The 21,885-nt window shown below is 72.5% G+C and carries 22 protein-coding genes; 11 read left to right on the top strand and 11 right to left on the bottom strand.

Annotated elements, in window-relative coordinates; all coding sequences use genetic code 11:
- The first annotated feature begins 30 nt into the window (after positions 1 to 30).
- Positions 31 to 348, top strand: coding sequence for a hypothetical protein (locus ACR9E3_RS29150; protein ID WP_460384371.1), 318 nt, complete (start codon positions 31 to 33; stop codon positions 346 to 348).
- 6 nt (positions 349 to 354) lie between these two features.
- On the opposite strand, the gene ACR9E3_RS29145 is transcribed toward ACR9E3_RS29150, so the two are convergent.
- Both ACR9E3_RS29145 and ACR9E3_RS29140 read right to left on the bottom strand, forming a co-directional pair.
- Positions 355 to 1,329 (bottom strand): lysozyme, encoded by a 975-nt coding sequence (locus tag ACR9E3_RS29145; protein ID WP_460384370.1) that lies wholly within the window; start codon positions 1,327 to 1,329, stop codon positions 355 to 357.
- Between the two features lie 139 nt (positions 1,330 to 1,468).
- The gene (locus tag ACR9E3_RS29140; protein ID WP_460384368.1) at positions 1,469 to 2,461 is read right to left on the bottom strand and encodes an LLM class flavin-dependent oxidoreductase; all 993 of its coding nucleotides are present in this window, start codon (positions 2,459 to 2,461) and stop codon (positions 1,469 to 1,471) included.
- A 140-nt stretch (positions 2,462 to 2,601) separates the two neighbouring features.
- Here ACR9E3_RS29140 and ACR9E3_RS29135 point away from each other — a divergent pair, with 140 nt between their 5' ends.
- The 3 genes from ACR9E3_RS29135 (at position 2,602) to ACR9E3_RS29125 (ending at position 6,923) form a co-directional block, all read left to right on the top strand.
- Positions 2,602 to 4,161 (top strand): class I adenylate-forming enzyme family protein, encoded by a 1,560-nt coding sequence (locus ACR9E3_RS29135; protein ID WP_460384367.1) that lies wholly within the window; start codon positions 2,602 to 2,604, stop codon positions 4,159 to 4,161.
- A 70-nt stretch (positions 4,162 to 4,231) separates the two neighbouring features.
- Positions 4,232 to 5,812: a fatty acyl-CoA synthetase gene (locus ACR9E3_RS29130; protein ID WP_460384365.1), complete on the top strand. Its 1,581-nt coding sequence runs from the start codon at positions 4,232 to 4,234 to the stop codon at positions 5,810 to 5,812.
- 1 nt (position 5,813) lies between these two features.
- Entirely contained in the window at positions 5,814 to 6,923 is a 1,110-nt protein-coding gene (locus ACR9E3_RS29125) for a hypothetical protein (RefSeq protein WP_460384364.1), read from the top strand.
- On the opposite strand, the gene ACR9E3_RS29120 is transcribed toward ACR9E3_RS29125, so the two are convergent.
- Together ACR9E3_RS29120 and ACR9E3_RS29115 are read right to left on the bottom strand one after the other, a co-directional pair.
- A complete protein-coding gene (locus tag ACR9E3_RS29120; protein ID WP_460384363.1) occupies positions 6,904 to 7,659 on the bottom strand; it encodes a hypothetical protein in 756 nt (251 codons plus the stop codon). The genes ACR9E3_RS29125 and ACR9E3_RS29120 overlap by 20 nt on opposite strands.
- Positions 7,660 to 7,689: 30 nt before the next feature.
- Complete coding sequence (locus ACR9E3_RS29115; protein ID WP_460384362.1) at positions 7,690 to 7,839, bottom strand: CsbD family protein; 150 nt, start codon at positions 7,837 to 7,839, stop codon at positions 7,690 to 7,692.
- A gap of 149 nt (positions 7,840 to 7,988) precedes the next feature.
- On the opposite strand from ACR9E3_RS29115, the gene ACR9E3_RS29110 reads away from it, so the two are divergent.
- On the top strand, positions 7,989 to 8,420 hold the full coding sequence (locus ACR9E3_RS29110) for a nitroreductase family deazaflavin-dependent oxidoreductase (protein ID WP_460384361.1): 432 nt from the start codon (positions 7,989 to 7,991) through the stop codon (positions 8,418 to 8,420).
- Between the two features lie 4 nt (positions 8,421 to 8,424).
- Here ACR9E3_RS29110 and ACR9E3_RS29105 read toward each other — a convergent pair whose 3' ends face one another.
- From ACR9E3_RS29105 to ACR9E3_RS29095, 3 genes are all read right to left on the bottom strand, one after another.
- Positions 8,425 to 9,459 (bottom strand): ketopantoate reductase family protein, encoded by a 1,035-nt coding sequence (locus ACR9E3_RS29105; protein ID WP_460384359.1) that lies wholly within the window; start codon positions 9,457 to 9,459, stop codon positions 8,425 to 8,427.
- A 20-nt stretch (positions 9,460 to 9,479) separates the two neighbouring features.
- On the bottom strand, positions 9,480 to 10,445 hold the full coding sequence (locus tag ACR9E3_RS29100) for an ornithine cyclodeaminase family protein (protein ID WP_460384358.1): 966 nt from the start codon (positions 10,443 to 10,445) through the stop codon (positions 9,480 to 9,482).
- Positions 10,446 to 10,579: 134 nt separating this feature from the next.
- Positions 10,580 to 12,100 carry a DHA2 family efflux MFS transporter permease subunit gene (locus ACR9E3_RS29095; protein ID WP_460384357.1) on the bottom strand — a complete coding sequence of 507 codons (1,521 nt, stop codon included), beginning with the start codon at positions 12,098 to 12,100 and terminating at the stop codon, positions 10,580 to 10,582.
- 120 nt (positions 12,101 to 12,220) lie between these two features.
- Here ACR9E3_RS29095 and ACR9E3_RS29090 point away from each other — a divergent pair, with 120 nt between their 5' ends.
- Positions 12,221 to 13,189 carry an Lrp/AsnC family transcriptional regulator gene (locus tag ACR9E3_RS29090; protein WP_460384356.1) on the top strand — a complete coding sequence of 323 codons (969 nt, stop codon included), beginning with the start codon at positions 12,221 to 12,223 and terminating at the stop codon, positions 13,187 to 13,189.
- A 6-nt stretch (positions 13,190 to 13,195) separates the two neighbouring features.
- Here ACR9E3_RS29090 and ACR9E3_RS29085 read toward each other — a convergent pair whose 3' ends face one another.
- From ACR9E3_RS29085 to ACR9E3_RS29075, 3 genes are read right to left on the bottom strand one after another with little or no spacing between them, the layout of a single operon-like run.
- Complete coding sequence (locus tag ACR9E3_RS29085; protein WP_460384354.1) at positions 13,196 to 14,575, bottom strand: LytTR family transcriptional regulator DNA-binding domain-containing protein; 1,380 nt, start codon at positions 14,573 to 14,575, stop codon at positions 13,196 to 13,198.
- A gap of 3 nt (positions 14,576 to 14,578) precedes the next feature.
- On the bottom strand, positions 14,579 to 15,883 hold the full coding sequence (locus tag ACR9E3_RS29080) for an acyl-CoA dehydrogenase family protein (RefSeq protein WP_460384353.1): 1,305 nt from the start codon (positions 15,881 to 15,883) through the stop codon (positions 14,579 to 14,581).
- A gap of 43 nt (positions 15,884 to 15,926) precedes the next feature.
- Complete coding sequence (locus ACR9E3_RS29075; RefSeq protein ID WP_460384352.1) at positions 15,927 to 16,370, bottom strand: RrF2 family transcriptional regulator; 444 nt, start codon at positions 16,368 to 16,370, stop codon at positions 15,927 to 15,929.
- 281 nt (positions 16,371 to 16,651) lie between these two features.
- Here ACR9E3_RS29075 and ACR9E3_RS29070 point away from each other — a divergent pair, with 281 nt between their 5' ends.
- Entirely contained in the window at positions 16,652 to 17,962 is a 1,311-nt protein-coding gene (locus tag ACR9E3_RS29070) for an acyl-CoA dehydrogenase family protein (protein ID WP_460384351.1), read from the top strand.
- 72 nt (positions 17,963 to 18,034) lie between these two features.
- On the opposite strand, the gene ACR9E3_RS29065 is transcribed toward ACR9E3_RS29070, so the two are convergent.
- The gene (locus tag ACR9E3_RS29065; protein ID WP_460384349.1) at positions 18,035 to 18,472 is read right to left on the bottom strand and encodes an SRPBCC family protein; all 438 of its coding nucleotides are present in this window, start codon (positions 18,470 to 18,472) and stop codon (positions 18,035 to 18,037) included.
- Between the two features lie 96 nt (positions 18,473 to 18,568).
- Here ACR9E3_RS29065 and ACR9E3_RS29060 point away from each other — a divergent pair, with 96 nt between their 5' ends.
- The 4 genes from ACR9E3_RS29060 to ACR9E3_RS29045 form a co-directional block, all read left to right on the top strand.
- Positions 18,569 to 19,195, top strand: a complete 627-nt coding sequence (locus tag ACR9E3_RS29060; RefSeq protein ID WP_460384347.1) for a carboxymuconolactone decarboxylase family protein — start codon at positions 18,569 to 18,571, stop codon at positions 19,193 to 19,195.
- 96 nt (positions 19,196 to 19,291) lie between these two features.
- Complete coding sequence (locus tag ACR9E3_RS29055; RefSeq protein WP_460384465.1) at positions 19,292 to 20,155, top strand: CPBP family glutamic-type intramembrane protease; 864 nt, start codon at positions 19,292 to 19,294, stop codon at positions 20,153 to 20,155.
- 336 nt (positions 20,156 to 20,491) lie between these two features.
- Entirely contained in the window at positions 20,492 to 20,866 is a 375-nt protein-coding gene (locus tag ACR9E3_RS29050) for an effector-associated constant component EACC1 (RefSeq protein WP_460384346.1), read from the top strand.
- Between the two features lies 1 nt (position 20,867).
- On the top strand, positions 20,868 to 21,885 hold a 1,018-nt coding region (locus ACR9E3_RS29045; protein ID WP_460384345.1), incomplete at its 3' end, for a caspase family protein.

The raw sequence follows: 21,885 nt of genomic DNA, 5'->3' as shown, positions 1-21,885 counted from the left end.
GCCGTGACCTCGCCGGGGTGTGCTGTGGCTATGGACGGCACACCCGGGTTCCGCTACGACGCCACGCTGCGGGCGGTCATCCGGGCCGACGCGTTCCTGTCGGCCGCGGTGGCGCTGCTCGGGATGCTCAGCCCGGTGCTGATCGTGCTGCCGGTGCCGCCCACGGCCGGCACCGCGATCGGCCTCGCCGCCATCGCGGCGGCGCTCGTGCTGGCGGCGCTGGGCGCCGTCACCGCGGTGCTGCTGGCGGCGCGGATGCGGGCCGGGCACGGGCACGCCCCGCCGGGGCTGCGCCTGCCGCTGCCCGCCGGGATGCGACCGGATCTGGACGGCGCACCGACGTCGTGACGCCGCTCAATCCGGGGCGTCCGACGGCGGTGACGTCGTGCTGGGCGGTGTGCTCGTGGTGGGCGGTGTCGTCGATGTGGGCGGTGTCGTCGACGTGGGCGGTGTCGTCGACGTGGGCGGGGCGCTCGAGGACGTGGCGCCGGACGAGGCCGGGGGGCCGGCGGCGAACGCCTGGAGCTGCTCGGGCTTGCCGTGGAAGACGTCCTGGTCGCCCGGCAGGGGACCGGAATCGCTGTACTGCCAGAACGTCTCCTGCTCCCAGCCGGCCGGCAGGGTGCCCACGTCCTCGTCGTAGTGGGCGATGAACAGCGGGTTGTCGCCGAGCGCGGGGGAGTCGCCGGTGCAGGCGCTCCACCAGCGCTGGCTGGTGTAGATGGTGGGCAGGCGGTGGGTGCGGGCGGCGACGGTGTCGGAGAACGACCGGATCCACGCCACCATGTCCTCCGGCGACATGCCGTAGCACTGGTCGCCGTAGGGGTCGTCCTCGATGTCGAGCATCGGCGGCAGGGTCCGGCCGTCCCCGCTCGGAGCCCCGCCGTGGTCGAGGAGGTAGGTCGCCTGGGTCGCGGCGTCCGAGCGGTCCGGCAGGGCGAAGTGGTACGCGCCGTGCAGCATCCCGGAGGCGGCCGCCCCGTCGTACGCGGAGGAGAAGTCGTCGTTCTGGAAGTCGGTGCCCTCGGTTGCCTTGACGTAGGCGAACCGCGCCCCGGCCTGGCCGGCGGCGGGCCAGTCGACGTCGGTCTGGTGCCCGCTGACGTCGACGCCGTGCGGCAGTGACTCCCCGGCCTGATCCGCGTCGTCGCTGCGCGCTCCGTGGTCCGCGTGCGCGCCGTCCTCCTCGGGGTGCCACCCCGGCGGTGGCGGCGGTGTCGCGGGCGTGGCCGCGACGGCCGGGCCGGCCTGCAGGGTGACGGCGAGGAGCGCGGCCAGCGCCGTCACGAGCGCGCCGACCGCGGCGGCGGGGAAGCGATCCGTTGCCACCGGGGCACCATCGACCACACGGGTCCCACCTGTCACACGCGACCCGGTCTCGTCATCCGGACGGGTCGCCACAGCCGTGCGGACGGGCGGCCCGCCGCGCCGCCGTGGCGCGACGGGGCCCACGTCCCCGGTGCGCCTGCTACGCGGCGTTGACCTTCGGCATGATGTCGTTGTTGATCCGCTTGAGGTCGTCGAGCGTCTTCGACACGGGCACGTCGGTGAACGGCGGCCAGATCAGCGGCATGGTCATCCCGGCTTCCTTGTAGGCCTTGAGCCGGTCGGTGAGCTGCTTCTCGGTGCCCACCAGGAGGTTGGACGGCACGCCGTTGTCGGTCTGGTCGGTCTCCTGGTCGGTGATGACCGTCCAGATCATGCTGCAGATCTCGAGGTCCTTCGACCGCTTCGGGCTGCCGATCTCCTCGAACTGCTGGTCGATGGCCTGGATCCACCTCCCGAGTCCCTCGGGCGAGTCCTGGATGCCGATCCAGCCGTCGAGGTCGTACTTCGTGATGCGCTTCGCCGAGCGCAGCGGGTCCTTGAGACCGCTCATGAAGATCGGCGGGCGGGGCTGCTGGAGCGGCTTCGCGCCGAAGCCGCACCGGTCGAAGTCGGCGAACTCGCCGTGGAACTCGAAGAGGTCGTTGCCCCACACGCCCTGCAGGACCTCGATGGTCTCGCGGACGTGCTTGTGCCGCTTCGGGAAGATGTCCGTCGCGCTCGCCGCGGCGAACTCCTCGGGCATCCACCCGGCCCCGAGGCCGACGTTGAGGCGGCCGTTGGAGAGGTGGTCGATGGTCGCGAGCTCGGCCGCGAGCACGCCCGGCGCGCGGAACGGCGTGTCGATGATGCTCTGGCCGATGCGGATCGTCGAGGTCCGGGCGGCGAGCCACGGGAGCAGTGGGTAGCCCTGGAACCACTGCCCGCGAGCGGCGACCGGCAGGGCGTGGGGGAGGCCGTCCATCATCCCGAAGGTGTGCTGGAGCTGCTCGTTGTCGGACGCCTCCGGCACGACGATGCGGTCCAGCGTCCACACCGAGTCGAACTCGAGCTCCTCGGCGAGATCGGTGAGATCCTCCAGCTCCTTGATCGTCACCTCGGTGCGGAAGTTCGGCAGGTACAGAGCGAGCTTCATCGGGCTACGGCCTCCTCGCCGGGCGTGTTAGGCGGATCACAGTCCGCTGTGAGGACGCTGCCGCACCCGTCGATCCGACGCAAGCGTCGTGCGCAACCGACCCCTGGCCCGGGGAGGACGGCGACCGGCATGATCCCTCCGTGACCACGACCGGCACGCCCGGGACCTTCGCCGACCTCTGGCAGGACGCGGTCGCGCGACACGGCCGCCGCCCGTTCCTCGTCTTCCGCGGCGAGGACGGCGAGGTGGACACGTGGACCTACGACGAGTTCGACCGCGTCGTGCGGGACACGATGGCGCTGCTCATCGCCCACGGCGTGATCGAGGGCGACGCCGTGCACCTGTGCCTGCGCAACTGTCCGGGGTTCGTCGCGCTGTGGCTGGCCTGCGCCGAGCTGGGCGCCTGGATGGTGCCCGTCGACCCGGCGTCGAGCAGCCGCGACATCGAGACCCAGCTGGCCCGCGTCTCCCCGAAGGTCGGCTTCCACGCCGCCGAGCGCGCCGAGACCTATGGCGCGGCTGCCGAGGGCTCGAGGGTGCGGCCCCTCGCGCTGGAGGAGACCGCCGTCGACGTCCGGGCGGGGGGACGCCTCCGGGCCGGCGACGGCCGGACCGTCGACGCGGACCCGGTCGGGGCGGACGCGCGCCTGGCCGTGATGTTCACGTCGGGCACGACGTCGCAGCCCAAGGGCGTCGTGCTCACCCAGGCCAACTACCGCTACGTCGCCGAGGCCATGGCGGCCGCGGCGGCCCTCGCGGCGGGCGACCGGTGGCTGGTCACGCTGCCGCTGTTCCACGCCAACGCCCAGTTCTACTGCTTCGGGCCGGCGATCGCGGTGGGTGCCTCGGTCGCCCTGACCGCGACGTTCTCGGCGAGCCGGTGGGTCGGGCAGGTGACCGAGCTCGAGGCGTCCCACGCCAGCCTCTTCGCCGCCCCGGTCCGGATGATCCTGGCGCGCACCCCCGAGGGCACCACCTGCCGGCTGCGGCACACCTGGTTCGCGCAGAACCTGGGACCCGATCACCACCGCCGCTTCGGCGAGCTCACCGGCGTCCTGCCGCGCCAGCTCTACGGCATGACCGAGACGACGGCGATCGTCACCGCGGACCGCGGCGAGCCGCCCGCCCCGGACCTCATCGGCGAGCCCATCGCCGGGCGCGCGGTCCGCCTCGTCGACCCGGCCACCGGCGAGGAGGCCGCGTCCGGGACGCCGGGGATGATCACGCTGGCGGGGGAACGGGGCGTCGACCTCTTCCGCGAGTACCTCGACGACCCGGCGGTCACGGAGCGCTCCTTCACCACCGACGAGCAGGGCGGGACCTGGTTCCGCACCGGCGACCTCGCCGTGGACACCGGCGGCGGGGCGCTGCGCTTCGTCGGGCGCGTCGACGACGTCATCAAGGTCGCGGGCGAGAACGTCAGCCTGACCGAGGTCGAGGCGATCCTCGCGCAGGCCCCGGGCGTCTTCGAGGTCGCCGTCCTGGCGCGGGACGACGAGGTCCGCGACCACGTGCCCGTCGCCTACATCGTCCCCCACGACCCGGCCGACCCGCCCGCGCTGGACGACCTGGCGGCCTGGGCCGCCGAGCAGCTCGCGCCGTCGGCACGCCCCCGGGAGTGGCACTACATCGAGAGCCTCCCGCGCACGAGCGTCGGCAAGGTGCGCCGTTTCAAGATCGGGACGGACGCGGTCGGCTGAGCGGCGGGTGCTTGCCCGCCGGGCCCGGTCGGCGGTCTGATGATCCCCCGATCACGGTGAGGAGCAGCGGATGGACGATCTCGACCGGTATCTCCCGCCGTACACCGCGGACGTCGCCCGGGCGCGGCGCCAGTCGATCGGCTCGCTGCTGGCGCGCACCGCGATCAAGTACCCGCAGAAGACGGCGGTGGTGCACCGCGACACGCGCAGGACGTTCGCCGAGCTCGACACCGACGCGAACCGCGCGGCGAACGCGCTCGCGACGCGGGGCGTGGTCCGCGACCAGCGCGTCGCGATCCACTCGCACAACTCCTACGCCTTCGTCGTCGCCTACTTCGCGCTCGCACGGCTGGGCGCGATCTCGGTGCCGGTGAACTTCAACTTCGTGCCGTCCGAGGTCCGCTACGTCCTCGACGACAGCGGCGCGACGGCGGCGATCGTGGAGGACGCGCTGGTCGACACGTTCGAGGCCGCCGGCATCGAGGTCCCGCTGCGGATCGTGGTCGGGAACCGCACCGGTGGGACGAGCTTCGACGACCTGCTCGCCCACGGGGACGCGAGCGAGCCGGACCTCGCGATCGGCGACGACGACCCGGTGCAGCTGCTCTACACCAGCGGCACCACCTCGGCGCCCAAGGGCGCGATCATGACCACCCGCAACCTCATCGCGCAGTACGTCAGCGACATCGTCGACGGCGAGTACCACCGCGACGACGTCGAGCTGCACGCGCTGCCGCTGTACCACTGCGCGGCGCTGCACGACTTCCTCACGCCCGACGTCTACCTGGGCGCCACGAGCGTCGTGGTCGACAGCGCGGACCCGGAGACGATCCTGGCCACGGTCGAGGCCGAGCGGATCACGAAGATGTTCTGCCCGCCCACGGTGTGGATCCGGCTGCTGCGCTCGCCGGCGTTCGACACCCACGACCTGTCCTCGCTGCGCAAGGGCTACTACGGGGCGGCGATCATGCCCGTCGCGGTGCTGGAGGAGCTGGGCCGGCGCCTGCCCGACATCCGGCTGTTCAACTACTACGGGCAGACCGAGCTCGCGCCCAACGCGACGGTGCTGTTCCCGGAGGAGCAGATCAGCAAGGCCGGGACGGCCGGGCGCCCGAGCCTCAACGTCGAGACCCGGCTGCACGACGACGAGGACCGGCCGGTGCCGGTGGGCCAGGTCGGCGAGATCGTGCACCGGACCCCGCACGCCATGCGCGGCTACTGGGGCAAGCCGGAGGCCACGGCCGAGGTCTTCAAGAACGGCTGGTTCCACAGTGGCGACCTCGGCGTGATGGACGCCGACGGCTACCTGACGATCGTCGACCGCAAGAAGGACATCATCATCACCGGCGGCGAGAACGTCGCGAGCCGCGAGGTCGAGGACGCCATCTACACCCACGCCGCGGTCAGCGAGGTCGCGGTGTTCGGCGTCAAGCACCCCGAGTGGATCGAGGCGGTCGCCGCCGCGGTGGTCCTGCGCGACGGGGAGCGGGCCGAGGCCGGCGAGATCGTCGCGCACGCCCGGGGGAGGCTGGCCGGCTTCAAGGCGCCCAAGTACGTCGTCCTCGTCGACGAGCTGCCCAAGAACCCGAGTGGCAAGATCCTCAAGCGCGAGCTGCGGGACACCTGGGCCGGGCTCGCGGAGGACGGATGAGATGACCACGACGGCGCCCGTGCCGGATCGCGAGGAGGAACGGCCGACGGTGCCTCCGCGCCGCGGTCCCGTGCCCCGCGACGACGCCGCCCGCAACGTGCGGCTGGTGGCCGTCGCGTTCGGTGTCACCGTCGTCGTCACCCGGCTCTACCTGGCGCTCACGGGCTACCCGCAGATCGGCGGCGGGGAGTACCACCTGGCCCACGCCCTCTGGGGCGGTCTGCTGCTCCTGGTCGGCGGGCTGGTCGCGCTGCTCTACAGCAACCGGTGGGTGCCGACGGCGACCGCGGTCTGCGTGGGTGTCGGCTCGGGACTCTTCGTCGACGAGGTCGGCAAGTTCATCACCGCCCGCAACGACTACTTCACCCCGCTCGCCGCCCCGATCATCTACGCGGTGTTTCTGGGGGTGCTCGGCCTCGCGGTCCTGGCGCGGCGGGCCCGGCTCGACCGGCCGCGGGCGCTCGCGTTCTCCGTCGCGGTCCGGTCGCGGTATCTCGCCGACGGCCCGCTGCGCCCGGACGACCGGGCGGCCCTGCTCCGCGACCTCGTCGCGCTCGAGGCGGACACCGCGCGCCCGGACCTCGTCGCCTACGCCGCCGCGCTGCGCCCCGTCGTCGAGGCCACCCCGGTCGAGGAGCCGCGGCAGCGCGGGCGCCCGGTCGTGGCCGGTCTCCGGCGCGCCGAGGCGGTCCTGCTCCCGCGCTGGGTGCACCGGGTCGTCGTGGTCCTCGGCGCGGTCGCGCTCGGACTGGTCTCGCTGGTCGGGCTCGTCGTCCTGCTGGCCCTGTGGAGCAGCGACCCGGACGTCCAGATCGTCCTCGACGACCAGGTGGTCCCGCGGGGCTCGCGGCCCGCCATGCTCGTCGTCGCCTCGGCCGGCGAGGCGGTCGTCGGCGTGCTCCTGCTCGTGGCGGCCGCCGCGCTGGTCCTGCGCCGCGACCACCTCGGTATCCGGCTCTGCCGGCTCGGCCTGCTGGTGGCCCTGGCCGGGGTCAACGTGGCGCTCGGCTACCTCGACGCCGAGCTGGTGGTCGTGGCCGTCGTCGCCGAGCTCGCGCTGCTCGTGCTCGCGGACCGCTACCGGACCCGCTTCATCGGCCCGGGTCCCTGAGCCGGCGCCCCTCGCCCTCGGCGTGCGCCAGCCGCAGCGTCGTCGACAGCCACAGCAGCACGTCGTGCAGGCGCAGGCGGGTGGGCCGCGCGTCGCCGATCGCCGCCGCCACGGCGGCCTCGAGCTCGGCGAAGGCCTCGTCGTTGGCCCGCAGGTCCCGCCGCACCACCGCCTCGACGCCGCTGTCGCCCTCCTCGAGGTGGGGCAGCAGCGTGCGGCGGGTGGTGCGGGTCAGGTGCGGCACGAGGGCGGGATGACGGTGGTGCAGCGCCGCGAGCACGTGCGCGGCGTGCGACCCGGACTCCTCTCCGACCTGACGCAGCAGCGCGCCCACCGTCCCGGGCTCGCCGAGCACCGAGAGCTCGTCGTCGTCCTGGGCCCAGAGCGGGCTGCCGTCGGCGCGGGCGACCAGCGCGTCGACCAGCGGCGCCGTGCGGTCGAGGGTGTCGTGCACGTCGTGCCACCCGGCGCGGTCGAGGCGCCCGTGCAGGCCCTCGGCGAGCAGGACGTCGGCGTCGAGACCCGTGCTGGCCGGACGGGCGTCGAACCGCGTCCAGCCGAACGCCGGCACCTGCGCCCACCGGCCCTCCGGGCTGCCAGGGGACCGGAACCGCAACCAGCGCGTCGCCCGCGCGTACCCCACGACGGCGTCGAGCGCCCGGTCGAGCCCCATCGGCTCGGGACCGAGGCACGGCAGCCGCAGCACGGCCTCCGTCCGCTGCGCCCCCGCCACCATGCGCCCATGGTGCCGGAGGCGAGCGGCCCGCTACGAGGTGCGCTCCTTGATCTCACCCGCGGCCATGTCCTTCTTGCCGCTGTACTCGAGCTTCTTGTTCTTGGTGGCCTTGCCGGTGACCTCCTTCGCCTTCCCCTTCACCTGCTGCGAACGGTTCTTGACGGTGTCGTCGGCTCCCATGGCGATCGACTTCCCGGCTCGGCGATCTCCAGACGCTCCGGGACCGAAGAGCGGCCGATCGCCCGGAAGGAGGGTCCGTTCGGTCGGCAGCGCGCTGGGCCCGAGGTACGAGCCGGAATGCGGCCGGGGCGGGGCGGGGTTGTCCGGGCGTGACGGATGAGAAGGCGGAGCTGAGCCCGACCGACTGGGTGCGGGGCCAGACGCAGAAGATCCTGGAGACGGGCACGACCGCGGGCGTCGAGGTCCGTGGCGCGCCGATCGTGCTCATGACGTTGCGGGGCGCGAGGTCCGGCAAGCTCCGGTACACGCCGGTGATGCGCGTGGAGCACGACGGCAGCTACGCGGTGGTCGCGTCCAAGGGCGGCGCGCCCGAGCACCCGGTCTGGTACGAGAACCTCCGCGCGCACCCGGAGATCCGGCTCCAGGACGGCGAGACGACCCGGGCCTACCACGCCCGCGAGGTCTCCGGCGACGAGCGCGCGCAGTGGTGGGACCGCGCCGTCGCGGCGTTCCCGTCCTACGCGGAGTACCAGACGAAGACCGATCGGCAGATCCCCGTCTTCGTGCTCGACCCGCGCTGACGGGTCACGCGGTCCCCACGAGCTGCGCCCGCAGCTCGTCGAGGTCCGCCGAACCCGGCGCCCGCCCCTCGCGGGCGGCGCGGCGGGCGAGCCTCGTGAGCCCGGCGTTGATCGGCGCCGTGCGCCCCAGGCGCCGGGCGATCAGCACGATCTCGCCGTTGAGGAAGTCGGTCTCGATGGTGCCGGTGCCGCGCACGAGCGACTGCCAGCTGGAGCCGCCCATCACGGGCGGCTCGCCGGGGACGGGGCGGATCGCGACGCGGTCCGGTTCCCAGCCGGGCCAGGCCTCGTCGTCGGGCGTGACCGCGACGCCCGCCGCGTCGAGCACCGCGCGGGCCTCGGCCTCGGCCGCCCGCTGGATGTCCGCGGCGCCCGAGGCGTCGCCGAGCAGGGCCTGCAGCGCGTTGCCGAGGTTGGTCAGCAGCTTGCGGTACTTCCACGGCATCACCGCGTCCGGGCGCTTGACCAGCAGTCCGGCCGGCGTCCAGTCGCGTTCGAGGGCGTCGAGGACCCGGGCGTCGCCGGCGGGGTCGGCGGAGACGCCGTACCGGCCGACGTGGAAGACACCGCGCTGCGGGGCGGTCCGGACGAGGACCTCGCCGGGCTCGACCATCACGACCGGGAACCAGACGCAGACCGCGACGACGCGCTCGGCGTAGCGCAGCGCGATCTCCTCGCTCGCGACGCCGTTGAGCGCCGTGAGCACCGGCAGCACGTCGGCGGCGCGCCCCGTCACGGTGCCGTCGTCCCCGCGCACCGGGACGTCCGCCCAGGCGTCGATGGCCTGCTCGGCCTGGTGGGTCTTGGTGGTCAGGACGAGCACGTCGTCGACGTGGAGCCGCGCCTGGTCCGGGCCGGTCACGACGGGCACCGGCACGGTCATGCTGGTGTCGGGGCACCGGAGCGTCACGCCCCGCTCGGCCATCGCCCGGGCGTGCTCGCCGCGGGCGACGAGCAGCACGTCGCGGCCCTCCCTGGCCAGCAGGCCGCCGATCGCGCTGCCGACCGCGCCGGCGCCGACGAAGACGTATCGCGTCACCCCCGAACCCTACGCAGGACTCAGAGCGACACCTCGGTGCCGACGCCCACGCGCTCCGCGGCCGCGAGGACGGTCGCGGCACCGGCGGCGTCCTGCACGGCGACGCCGACGGACTTGAACACGGTGATCCGCTCGTCGTCCTGGCGCCCCGGGTGGTCGCCGGCGACGAGCTCGCCGATCTCGACGACGTCCTCCCGGGCGACCTCGCCGCGGTGCAGGAGCTCGGCGAGATCGTTGGAGCCGGTGGGGAACGGCTCCAGGGTCGTGGCGCGGTGCTCGACCGCCAGGACGGCCTCGCGCAGGATCGCGGCGTCGACCTCGCGCCCCTCCGGGATGTAGCCGACCGAGGCGATGTGCGTCCCGGGCCGGACCTCGCCGCCCCGCAGGATCGGCGCGACGGTACTGGTCGCCGCGCAGATCACGTCGCTCCTCGCGACCGCCTCCGGGATGGTGGTGGGTCGGGCGGGCAGGTCGAGCTCGCCGGCGAGCGCCGCGGCCTTGTCCGGGTCGCGCGCCCCGATCAGCACCTCGTCGAAAACGTGGACCCGAGCCGCGTACCGCGCGTGCTCCCGGGCCTGGGGGCCGGTGCCGAGCACGGCCAGGACGCGGGCGTCGGGCCGCGCGAGGTGGCGGATCGACAGCGCCGAGCACGCGGCGGTGCGGGCGGCGGTCAGGAGGTCGCCGTCGACGAGGGCGCGCATCCGACCGGTCGGCGGGTCGAAGACCGCGATGGCCGCCTGGTGCACGGGAAGTCCGGCGGCGGCGTTGTCGAGGTGGACCGTCAGCAGCTTGGCCGCCAGCACGCCGGCGCTCGGGCTGTAGGCCGGCATCGTCGCGAGGAGCCCCGCGCCCTCGACCCGTGCGGCGATGCGCGGCGGGAGAGAGGCGCGACCCCGGCTCAGGTCGACCATCGCCGTCGCCACGGCCGACAGGAGGGCGTCCGGGTCGAGCAGCTCCGCGACCGTCCCGCTGTCGAGCACCCGCACCCGGCCGATGGTCGGGTGCGGGTCTCGGCGGGTCAAGGCACGGGATCACGAGCATGATCGCTCCAGCTGCTCCGCTGACCCGATGACATCGGGTGGGAGGAGCACCTGGAGCGATCATGGCCGGCACCTCGCCCTCAGGCGCGGCCGGCGGGCTCGCCGGCTCGGGACGCTTCGGTCTCCGGAGCACCGGCGCCGGCCCGTGTCACCGGCCGCACGAGCACCGCGACGAGGACCGCGGCGGCGAGGGCGGCGACGCCGGCGACGGTGAACACCGTGTCGAGCCCGGCCGGGAACGCCGCGCCGACGACGGGCCCGAGCGTCGGGTGGGCGGCGAGTACGCCCGGGGCCCCACCGCCGGCCAGCACCGTCGCCAGGCCGTCGGCGTCCGGGACATCCACAGCCGTGAGCGTGGACGCGATCCGCCCCGTGAACACCGTCCCGAGCACCGCGAGCCCGACCGCGAGGCCGAGCTGGCGGAACGTGTTCACCGCCGCGCTGCCGACGCCCGCGCGCCACGGCGGCAGGACGGCGAGGGTGGCCGAGACGAGCACCGGGGTGGCGAGACCGACCCCGAGGCCGGCCACGACCAGGCCCGGGACGAGGACCCACGGCGCGGAGCCGGCGCCGACCACGGTCATGAGCAGCGCCCCGGTCCCGATGAGCGCCAGACCGCCGGCCACGGGGCGGGCGGGGGAGCCGGAGTGCAGGAAGCGCCCGGCGACCGCGGAGACGGCGAACGACGCGAGCGACAGCGGCAGCGCGACCAGCCCGGCGCGGATCGGGCTCAGACCCAGCACCGACTGCAGCCACAGCGACACCAGCGCGAGGTGCGCGAAGGCGGATGCCGAGAGCACGGCGGCGGCGACCATGAGGGCGGTGAACGAGCGGTTCGCGAACAGGGCCAGGTCGAGCATCGGCGCGGCGCTGCGGTGCTCGACGACGACGAACACCGCGAGGGCGATCGCCGCGAGCGCCAGGGCGACGACGGTCGGTGTCGCGCTCCAGCCCCGCTCGCCGCCGGAGACCAGGCCCCACACCAAGGTGCCCGCGGCGAGGGTGAAGCTCGTCGCGCCGGCGACGTCCAGCCGCCCCGTGCCGCGCGACGACGACTCGGTGACGACGGCGAGGGTCAGGGCGACCGCCACCACCGCGACCGGGAGGTTCACGAGGAAGATCGCCCGCCAGCCCCACGCCTCGGTGAGCAGTCCGCCGAGCAGCGGCCCGCAGGCGGCGGCGAGGCCGTTGACCGCGCCCCAGAGGCCGAAGGCGGTGCCGCGCCGCGGTCCGTGGTACGTCGCGGCGATCAGCGCCGCGGTCGTCGCGAACATCGCCGCGCCGCCGCAGCCCTGGGCGACGCGCGCGGCGACGAGGGCGCCGGCGGACGGTGCCAGGCCGCAGGCGAGCGAGGACACCGCGAACACCCCGAGCCCGGCAAGGTAGAGCCGGCGGCGGCCGCAGCGGTCGGCGACGGTTCCCGTGATCATGAGCAGCGCGGCGAGCGCCAGCGCGTACCCGTCGATCATCCACTGCAGGGACGAGAAGGAGGTGCCGAGCGACGCGGCGATCGGCGGGAGGGCGACGTTCACGATCGTCACGTCGACCAGGAGCATGAAGGTGCCCAGGCAGATCGCCACCAGGGGCCACCACGGACGCATGTGCTTCTCCTCGGGAGGCTCGACGACCGGACGTCGTCACTGCGACCATCGTCGACACCTGGTGCGGAGACGGACGACGTTCACGGACGTTCTCGGCGACTCTCGACCTCGGAGGTCCTCGTGACGGTGGAATTCGACGACCTCGACCGGGGTCTCGTCCACGCGCTCCAGGTCGACGGGCGGGCGCCGTTCCGCCGGGTCGCGGAGGTCCTCGGCGTGTCCGACCAGACCGTCGCGCGTCGCTACGCGCGCCTGCGCACGGCCCGGGCGCTGCGGGTCGTCGGCTTCAGCGACCCCACGGTCGTCGGCGACGAGCAGTGGCACGTGCGGTTGCGCTGCGCGCCCGACGCGAGCGTCGAGATCGCCGACGCCCTCGCGCGCCGGCCGGACACGTCGTGGATCGGGCTCATCGCGGGCGGCACCGAGATCGCGTGCTCACTGCGCGGACGGAGCGCCACGGCCGACGAGATGCTGCTGCACCGGCTGCCGCGCACGCCGCGCATCCTCGACGTCAGCGCCCACGAGGTCCTGCACGTCTTCTACGGCGGCGCCCGCGAGCCGTTCACGAAGCAGGGCGCATTGAGCAACGAGCAGGTCGCCCAGCTCGCCGAGCACCTGCCGCCGGCGGTGCGCGCGCCGCGCCTCGACGACGTCGACCGGCATCTTCTCGATCTGCTGGCGGTCGACGGCCGGGCGCCGGTGGAGGACATGGCGCGGACGTGCGGGACGTCGGCGTCGACCGTCCGCCGGCGGCTGCACGACCTGCGCGGGGGCGGGCTGCTCTACCTCGACGTCGACGTCGACCCGGAGGTCATGGACCTGCCGCTGCGCACGATGTTGTGGCTCGAGGTCGCCCCGGCGGACCTCGACGCGGCCGGCGTGGCCCTCGCGGCCCACCCGGAGGTGCCGTTCGCCGCGGCGATCGCGGGGAAGGCCAACATCTACGCCAGCGTCGCGACCACCGGTGCCGCCGGCCTGTACCGGTACCTGACCACCCGCGTCGCGACCCTGCCCGGCGTCCGGAGCGTCGAGACGGCGCCGGTGATCCGGACCGTCAAGGCCGCGGGGACGCACTACCCGGTGCGCTGATCACCTTCAGAGCCCCAGCGCCCTCCGCACCACCGGCACGTGGCGCCGGGACACCGGGATCCGCTCCTCCGGCGCCGTGCTGATCACGAGCCGGTCGCCGTCGCGGGCGACGTCGCGGATCCGCGCGACGTTGACGAGGTGGCTGCGGTGCACGCGCAGGAAGCCCGCGCTCGCCAGGTCCCGCTCGACCAGGTCGATGCCCCGCCGCGTCGCCCGCCGCGGCCCGTGATCGGTCGCGAACCAGACGGCGTGCCCGTCGGCGCGTGCCGAGCGGATCTCCCGCGGGTCGAGGACGACGATCTGCCCTCCCGGGCCGACGGCGGGGACCCGCTGCGGCCGGCCGCCACGACGCGGCGCGGGGAAGCGGTCGAGGGGCTCCCCGCACCCGGCGCGGAGATCGGTGCAGGCGAGGAAGGCGATCGGGTCGGCGCCGGCGACAACGGGGATGACGCGGAAGGTCTCGTCGTCGTCGGTGACGGCGGACCGCAGCGAGACCGTGCCGCGCCAGCCCGGGTCGTCGCGGACCCGCTCGCGGACGTCAGGGGCGACGTGCCCGAGGCTGTGGATGTCGCGGGGCCCGGTGGCGCGCTCGGTCGCGTACTCGCCCGGCACGGCGCCGCGGCGGCGCGCCGCGGTGTTGGCCGCGACGACGCGGCCGGCCAGGTCGAGGGCGAGCAGCGGCCCGGTCGTGCGCCGCTCGAGCTCGGCGAAGGCCGCCGCGATCCGGCGACCGTGGTGGGCGGCGGTGCCCTGGAGCAGGGCGGCGACGGGCGCGGTCGCGACGAGGAGGTCGACGGGCCGGATCGGCACCATCTCCCGCCAGCTCGCGAGGGTGAGCGTGGCGAGCGGAGCGCCGGTGACCGGGTCGGCGAACGCGACGCCGGTGCAGCTCCACTCGTGCAGCGCGGTGCTCCAGTGCTCCGGGCCCCGCACCGAGCAGACCCGCCGCGCCACGAGCGACGTCCCGACGCCGTTGGTGCCGGCGACCGGCTCGGACCAGGCGAGGGCCGGGTCGAGCCCGGCGTCCGGGGCCCGGCGGCGCGCCGGCCCGTCGCCCCACGTCGCGAGGACCGTCCCGTGACCGTCGGTGACGGTGGCGACGCGGTTGCCGGTCCGGCTCGCGAGCGCGGCCCCGAGCGCACCGAGCCGCGCGAGCACGCCGCCGTGCACCGGGCGGCCGGCGGGATCGGTGGGGTCGGCGGCAGCGGGCGCGGGTGCGGGTCGGGCGCGCGTCGGGTCGATCCGGTAGACGTCGCGGCAGCGGTACCAGGACATCGCGATGGCGGGCGGCACGTCGGAGGCGTCACCGTCGCCGGCGGCGAAGCGCTCCCACGCGGCGTAGGTGCGCGCGAAGGCGCGGTCGAAGGATCGGGCGGGGGCGTCCACGTCTCAGCCGATCTCCGAGATCACGCCGTAGCCCTCCATCGACTTGGTGAAGACGATCGGGTCGCCGTCGACGAAGGTGTCCGGGGAGAACGCCGGGTCGGCCATGACGCCCCACGCCCGGCGTCGCTGCATCGCGAGGTTCCCGGCGTCGTAGAGGGGGAAGACCATCGACTCGCGGTAGTACCGCGCCATCGGGAACTTCCGGTCCAGGGCGTTGACGCCGACGATCCGCATGCAGTCGAAGACGACGCCCTGCATGAGGTCACCGCAGTAGGTCTTGCTCATGGCGCCGAGCGCGTGGCCCTCGCCGCCGCTCGCGTCGAGGTGGTGGGCGGCCTTCCAGCAGAGGTAGCGCCCGGCCTCGATCTTGGCGGCGATCTCGGTGAGCAGGTGGCCCACCGCCTGGTGCTGGATGATCGGGCCCGCACCGCCGCCGGTGTAGGTCCTGGCCCACTTCAGCGCGAAGTCGTACGCCGCGCGCGCGACCGCCACCGCGGCGATCGCCGCGATCGGGGCGGACCAGGTGAAGTTCCGGTTGACGAGCAGGTCGCCGTCGCCGGGTGCGAGGAGGTTCTCCTCGGGGACCCGGGCGCCGCGGAAGGTCATCGTGACGTTCTGGCACGTCCGGTGGGCCATCTTGTCGATCACCGTGTACGAGACGCCCGGCGTGCCGCGCTCGACGAGGATCGCCGACAGGGCCTCCTTGCCGCCCGCGCGGCGGTCGGTGCGCACCACGCAGAGGTTCACGTCGGCGCCCTGGAGGTCCCAGCCGCCCGCGTTGCACGGCCAGTGCTTCTCGCCGTGCAGGACGTACTCGCCGCGGGCCCGGTCGTGGTCGGCGACGAGCTGGATGCCGGCCTGCGGGCTCGGGTGGTCGAAGTTCGCGGTGCCGCCGCGCTCGCTGACCACCCACCCGGCGAGGAAGTCGCCGCGCACGTCGGCGGCGGCCCGGCCGATCCAGCGTTCGCGCTGGGCGTCGGTGCCGTACCGCAGCAGCGGCATGAGGGCGAGCCCGTTGACCAGCAGCACGGTCGGGAAGCCGGGGTCGACGGCGCAGAGCTCCTCGATCGCGACGAGGAAGTCGACCGTCGACGCCCCGCCCCCGCCGTACTCGGCTGGCAGGAACATGCTCGTGAAGCCGAGCGCGGCGGCCTGCTCGTAGACGGGCCGCATCGCGCGGAACGCGTCCTGCGGGTCCGGGAGCGCGTCGGCGCGGTCGGCGACGGGGCGCAGCACCTCGCGCGCGAACTCGCGGGCGACGTCCTTGGTCTTGCGCTGCTCGGCGGTCAGGTCGAAGTCGATGGGCACGTCGTGTCCTCCCGGGCATCCGGCCCGCGGGCGGCCAGAACCGCTACGGCCCGCCGGCCACCAGTCCGAGCGCTCCCTTGAGCCCGAGATCGTTCGCTGCGATGTCCTCGAGGGAGGCCTCGTCGAGCACCGCGAAGTACGCGTCCAGCGCGCGCGAGAAGACGCTGCGGGCGCCGCAGACGCCCGCGACCCGGCAGAACCGCGCCGGCCCCAGGCACTCGACGACCGCGAAGTCGGACTCCATCGCCCGCATCACCTCGCCCACCGTGATCGACGCGGGGTCGCGCACCAGCCGCACCCCGCCGCCGCGACCCCGCGAGGTCTCGACGATGCCGGCGCCCGCGAGCCCCTGGACCACCTTCACGAGGTGGTGCCGCGACACGGCGTGCGACTCGGCCATCGCCGCGACCGACCCCCGCCGCCCCGGCGCCACCCGGAGGTAGAGCAGCACCCGCAGCGCGAAGTCGGCGTGACTCGTGTGCTTCATGACCTGCTCGTCTCGCTCGGGCCGCGACCATGGTGAGCTTCTCTCGCCGCAAATCGGTATCGCGGATGCTAGTTAGCTACTGACGGGTCCGGAAGCCGTTCGTGCCGTGCCGCGCCGCTCGTGACCGATGTCGTGCCGTCCGTGCCGCCGTCCTTCCGCCGGCGGCGCGCGCCGCTCCACGCTCATCGACGTCGCGTCGGGTGCCGGGCCGATTCCCGCACGGCGCGTACCTCTCATCCCGCTCCGTGGCCGTGGCGGGCACCGCACTGCGAGGAGGACCCATGACCGTCAACTTCACGATGTCGGACGAGCAGAAGAAGCTGCAGTACGAGGTCCGGGCGTTCGCCGAGAACGTGCTCAAGCCCGTGGTGGCCGCGGCCGACGCCGAGCCCGACCCGCTGGAGGGCTTCCGGATGACCAAGCCCGCCTACATCGAGTCCTACAAGGCCGGCATCGCGATGTGCATGCTGCCGGCCGCCTACGGCGGCGGCGGGGTGTCGTGCGTCGACCTGGTGATCGCCGCCGAGGAGATCTGCGTCGTCGACCCGGGCTTCGCCTGCACCGTGCTCTGCAACGGGCTCGGGCTGATGCCGGTCGCCTGGTACGGCTCCGAGGAGCAGAAGGAGCGCTTCCTGCGGGCCGCGACGTCCGACCCCACCGGTGAGTACCTCGGCGGGTGGACCGCCAGCGAACCGCCGGGCAACCCGTCGGGCACCGCGAACTTCGACATCCCGCTGCCGCGTCCCGCGGGCGTCGGTCTCACCGCCGTGCGCGACGGCGACGAGTTCGTCGTCAACGGCCGCAAGTACTGGCCGTCCTCGGCGGGCTGGGACGAGCGCGGCGTCAACGCCGGGACCCTCATCGTCCGTACCGACTCCGAGAAGGGCGGCACCGAGGGCCTGTCGGCGCTGGTCCTCGAACGTGACACGCCCGGCGTCACTTACAAGCACCTCGACAAGGTCGGGCACCGCCTCGCGTCGAACGCCGAGATCGTCTTCGACGACGCGCGCATCCCGGCGGCGAACCTGCTGCCCGGGGCCGAGGGCAACGGCGACCTCGTCATCAACCGCAACTTCGCGTGGTCCGGCCCGGTGGCGGCGATCGCCGCGGTCGGCATGGCCCGCGCGGCCTACGAGATGGCGTTGGAGTTCGCGCGCGGCAACACGGCCGGCGCGATCCGGCCGATCATCGGCTTCCAGAACGTCGGCTACGTCCTCGGCGACGTCGCGGCGAAGATCGAGATGGGCCGGTACTTCTCCTGGCGCGCCGCGGACTACCTGGACAAGCACGACCAGCACGCCGAGCTCGTCGGAGCGATGAACAAGATCCAGGTCACCGAGATGATGTTCGACTGCGTCTACAAGTGTCTGCAGATCGTCGGCGTCAACAGCCTCGAGACGAAGCACGGCTTCGGGAAGATCCTCCGCGAGGCGGCCGTCCTGCCGATCTACGACGGCGGCAACATGGGCATGCAGCGCCGCCGTGTCCACGGCATCCTCGCCGACCCGCTGTTCAACCCGCGGGCGATCATGGAGGACGACTACGTGAAGTTCGAGAAGCACCACGAGGCGATCGACACGGTCGTCGGCTGACGTCTCGGGCCGTGGGTCACTGGCTGGTATCGCTCACTGGGCGAGTGATACCAGCCAGTGACCGCGCACCGGTCACCCCGCGAGCCTCCGGTCGAGGTTCGCCAGCACCCCGTCGTGGATGCGCTGCAGGCCCTTGGGCGCGAAGAGGCGCTCGAAGAAGCCGCCGACGCCCGTGGCGCCGTTCCAGCGGGTGTCGACGGCGACGGTCGTCCCGCTGCCGGCGGGCTCGACCGTCCACGTCGTCACCATGCTCGAATTGCGGTCGCGCTCGACCACCGCGTGCCCGTCGACGGTGACGTCGACGGTCTGGTCGCGCTGCCGTTTCGAGGTCGCCTGGAGGATCCAGTGCGCGACGGTGCCGGCGCCCCGGCCGCCCTCCTCGACGCGGTAGTCGCGGTAGTGCTCGGTGAGGACGGCGGGCCGGACCTCGCGGTAGTCCGAGATCGCGGCCAGGACGTCCTCGGGCGGGGCCCCGATGGTGCGGTGCGTCGTCGCGGTCACCTGCGGCACGGTGCGGCCTCCTCGGTCGGTGGGTCCGGCGTCTGTCACGTTCCCGCCGTGCGTCGCGTCCTGTCGGTGACGGAACACCACGTACGGGAGGACACCATGACGCCACGCGTCCCCAAGAAGGAGCTCACCGGGGTCACCGGAGCGGTGGTCAAGCTCGTCAGCACGCGGATGTTCGGCCAGGTCGCCGAGCCCGCCGAGGTCGGGTGGCACCACCGGAAGGTGCTCATGGCGAGCATGGGGTTCGGCCGCAAGGTCCAGAGCTGGGACGTCGTCGACGCCGGCCTCAAGACCTACGCGCACATGGCCGTGGCGGCGAAGGTCGGGTGCAGCTGGTGCCTCGACCTCGGCTACTTCCAGGCGCAGAACGAGCACCTCGACCTCGCCGTGGCGAGCCAGGTGCCGCGCTGGCGGGAGGCGGACGTGTTCACGCCGCTCGAGCGGGACGTCCTGGAGTACGCCGAGGCCATGACGGACACGCCCCCGACGGTGACCGATGCGCTGGCCGCGCGGCTGCTCGACGCTCTGGGGCCCGCCGGGATGACGGAGCTGACCGCGGTGATCGGCTACGCCAACCTCACCACGCGCAGCAACGTCGCCATGGGCATCGAGTCGCAGGGCTTCTCCGCGTCCTGTGCGGTGCCGCTCGCGCCGGTGAGCACCCCGGCGACCACGGATCGTGCCGATCACGAGTCGGGTTTCGGACAGAACCTCCGTTCGGTCTAGTCATTGACGCGACAGTCCGTTGACACGGTCACGCAGCGTCAGAACGCTCGGAGACCGGCAGACGGTTCCTGTCCGAGGAGGAACGACGTGACCCGAATGATCGCCCCAGCGACGTCGACGGCGGCCCGCACGCGCGCCCGTCGCGGGCTCGCCGTCTTCTTCCCTCTCGTGATCGTGTTCGAGGCGCTGTGCCTGTCGGTGATGCTCGCGACCGGCAGCGTGCTGTGGATCTACGCCCTGATGTGGAGCGTCGCGCTGGCCTCGGTGATCACCCGCGTGGTGAACCGCGAGGGCTTCCGCGACGTGTCCTTCCGCTGGGGCGGGGGCCGTTCGGTGACGTGGTCGGTGGTCGGGGTGATCGTGCCGCTGGTGGTGGGCGCGCTCGCGTTCGGCACGGCGTGGATGACGGGGCTCGTGCCGTTCGCCCCGGGTCCGGGCGGGTTCTGGATGGGCCTGCTCGGCGCGCTGACCGTGGGCCTCGTGATCAACATGGTGTGGGCCGCCGGCGAGGAGATCGGCTGGCGCGGCTACATGCTGACCCGCCTCGTCGACGCGGGCGTCCCGCGCCCGGTGCTGGTGCACGCGGTGATCTGGGGTCTGTGGCACCTGCCGCTGATCCTCGCCGGGCTGATCTACACCGAGCACCCCGACACGGTCGTCGCCGCGATCGTGTTCATGGTCAGCGTGATCCCGATGGGGTTCGTCCTCGCCCGCATCCGCCTGAGCACGGGCTCGGTGTGGCCCGGCGTGATCGCGCACGGTGCCTACAACAGCATCATCCAGGGCGCCTTCTGGCCGGCCGCGGCGGCCGGCGGCGCGAGCGCCGCGGTCTGGGTCGGGATGGAGGCGGGGCTCCTCGTCGCGGTGGCCCTCGCCCTCGTCGCCACCGTGCTGTGCGTGGGCACGTGGACCTACCGGCGCACGCCCGACGAGATCATGGAGGGAGCGCCGCGGCCCTGAGCTATCGGTTAAGGGCGTCGCGATCGGTAGGTGATGGCATCAGTTGATCACTCAAGTTCCGCCATTGGGGGTGGGTGCCAGTAAGCGACGGGTATCGCACCTGTTGCTGTGCACAGCCTCGCTGTCTCGCACGTTGAGGCGACCTCGACGCTTCCGATGAGAGCCACTCGCTACTGACCGATATGTCTGCTTTATGACACAATCCCGTTATCCGGGCTCCCGGGCGCAGTATCACGTGGAGTAACAATCCCCCCGCGACACGCGAAGTAGCTTCGACTAGCCCTGTCCGGAGACGGGCGAAGGTCAACAATCCGCCAACAGGCGCAAGGGGGAGCTGTGAGCGTGGTGGCTGATTTGCATGTCGAGTCGTTCGATGACTGCTCTAATGAGGATATTGAAACCGCAGCGCGCCAACTAAGATCAGAACTGTTAGCTCTCGACGTAGAAGCGGTCGAGTTCCGTGAGTCGCCTGCACCGGGAAACGCGAAGGGCGCCGCGATCGGATTGGCCGACCTTGCGGTGACTCTGGTCGCTTCCGGAAGCGCGCTTACGGTCATGCTGCAAACAGTTCGTGACTGGCTATCGCGCAGGGGGCAGAAGCAGTCCGTAACGATCACGATCGGAAACGACACCCTCAGGCTCGACGACGTCTCTGACGTCGAAAGAGACGAGATTGTCAAGGTGTTCGTTCAGAAGCATTCGGCCGACTGAGATGGGTGGCCGTTTCGCACTTCTGATTGCAACGTTTGAGTACGAGGATGAGACGTTGCGCCGGCTTGAGGCGCCCCGATACGACGTAGAATCACTTGCAAGCGTTCTGCGAGATCCTGCTGTTGGCGAATTCGAGGTGGAAACCCTCATCAACGAGCCTTTGGAGGTTGTCGGCAACGCCATCCACGAATTCCATCGCAACCGCCGATCGAGTGACCTGACTCTTCTTTATTTTACGGGCCACGGCGTCAAGGATGCGCGTGGTCAGTTGTATCTGGCTCTGAAGAATACCAGGAAGTCGAACCTCCTCTTTTCGGGGCTCCCGGCGGTTGCGCTCGACGAAAGTCTCAGTGAGTGCCGGTCTCGCGAAAAAATCTTGGTGCTAGACTGCTGCTACAGTGGAGCTTTTCCTGCTGGTCGCCTGGCAAAAGGGGCAACCGATGTGGGCGCGCTCGAGCAGTTGGGTGGGCGCGGCCGGGCAGTCTTGACCGCCTCTGATTCCACTCAGTATTCGTTTGAAGGCGTAGCGGTTAATGAAGAGGGCATCAGCGCGCCGAGCTCGGTCTTCACGCGCTACATGGTCGAGGGTCTGCGGTCCGGTAAGGCGGATCTCGATGGCGACGGAGTGATCTCACTAGACGAGCTATATGGATACGTATACGACCGAGTCTTGGAGGAAGCTCCAGAGCAGCGCCCAAAGAAGAAAGATGACGTCGAGGGTCGCATCGTAGTTGCTGCGAACTCTCGCTGGGCTGTGCCGGAGTACATCAGATCGGACCTTATGAGTCCGATCGCTTCCACTCGGCTCTCTGCTGTCGACGCACTCGCGGCTCTTTATCGAGGTCCGAAGGTGATTAGGTCTGAGGTACTGGGTGTCCTGCGGCCTTTTTCTGAGGACGACAGTAAGCAGGTGTCTGCGCGCGCAGTCGAACACGTAGAACGTCTGCAGGCGATCGAGCAGGCGGAGCGTGAGCGCGCCGAGCAGGACAAGGCGGAGCGTGAGCGCGCCGAGCAGGACA

The organism is Actinomycetospora sp. C-140, assembly GCF_054796175.1.
This window is presented reverse-complemented; position numbering and strand designations above follow the sequence as displayed.

Coding starts and splice junctions, on each gene's coding strand:
- ACR9E3_RS29150 (WP_460384371.1), top strand. CDS start 31: ATGGACGGCACACCCGGGTTCCGCTACGACGCCACGCTGCGGGCGGTC.
- ACR9E3_RS29140 (WP_460384368.1), bottom strand. CDS start 2,461: ATGAAGCTCGCTCTGTACCTGCCGAACTTCCGCACCGAGGTGACGATC.
- ACR9E3_RS29130 (WP_460384365.1), top strand. CDS start 4,232: ATGGACGATCTCGACCGGTATCTCCCGCCGTACACCGCGGACGTCGCC.
- ACR9E3_RS29125 (WP_460384364.1), top strand. CDS start 5,814: ATGACCACGACGGCGCCCGTGCCGGATCGCGAGGAGGAACGGCCGACG.
- ACR9E3_RS29120 (WP_460384363.1), bottom strand. CDS start 7,659: ATGGTGGCGGGGGCGCAGCGGACGGAGGCCGTGCTGCGGCTGCCGTGC.
- ACR9E3_RS29115 (WP_460384362.1), bottom strand. CDS start 7,839: ATGGGAGCCGACGACACCGTCAAGAACCGTTCGCAGCAGGTGAAGGGG.
- ACR9E3_RS29095 (WP_460384357.1), bottom strand. CDS start 12,100: ATGCGTCCGTGGTGGCCCCTGGTGGCGATCTGCCTGGGCACCTTCATG.
- ACR9E3_RS29075 (WP_460384352.1), bottom strand. CDS start 16,370: ATGAAGCACACGAGTCACGCCGACTTCGCGCTGCGGGTGCTGCTCTAC.
- ACR9E3_RS29070 (WP_460384351.1), top strand. CDS start 16,652: ATGACCGTCAACTTCACGATGTCGGACGAGCAGAAGAAGCTGCAGTAC.
- ACR9E3_RS29060 (WP_460384347.1), top strand. CDS start 18,569: ATGACGCCACGCGTCCCCAAGAAGGAGCTCACCGGGGTCACCGGAGCG.
- ACR9E3_RS29055 (WP_460384465.1), top strand. CDS start 19,292: ATGATCGCCCCAGCGACGTCGACGGCGGCCCGCACGCGCGCCCGTCGC.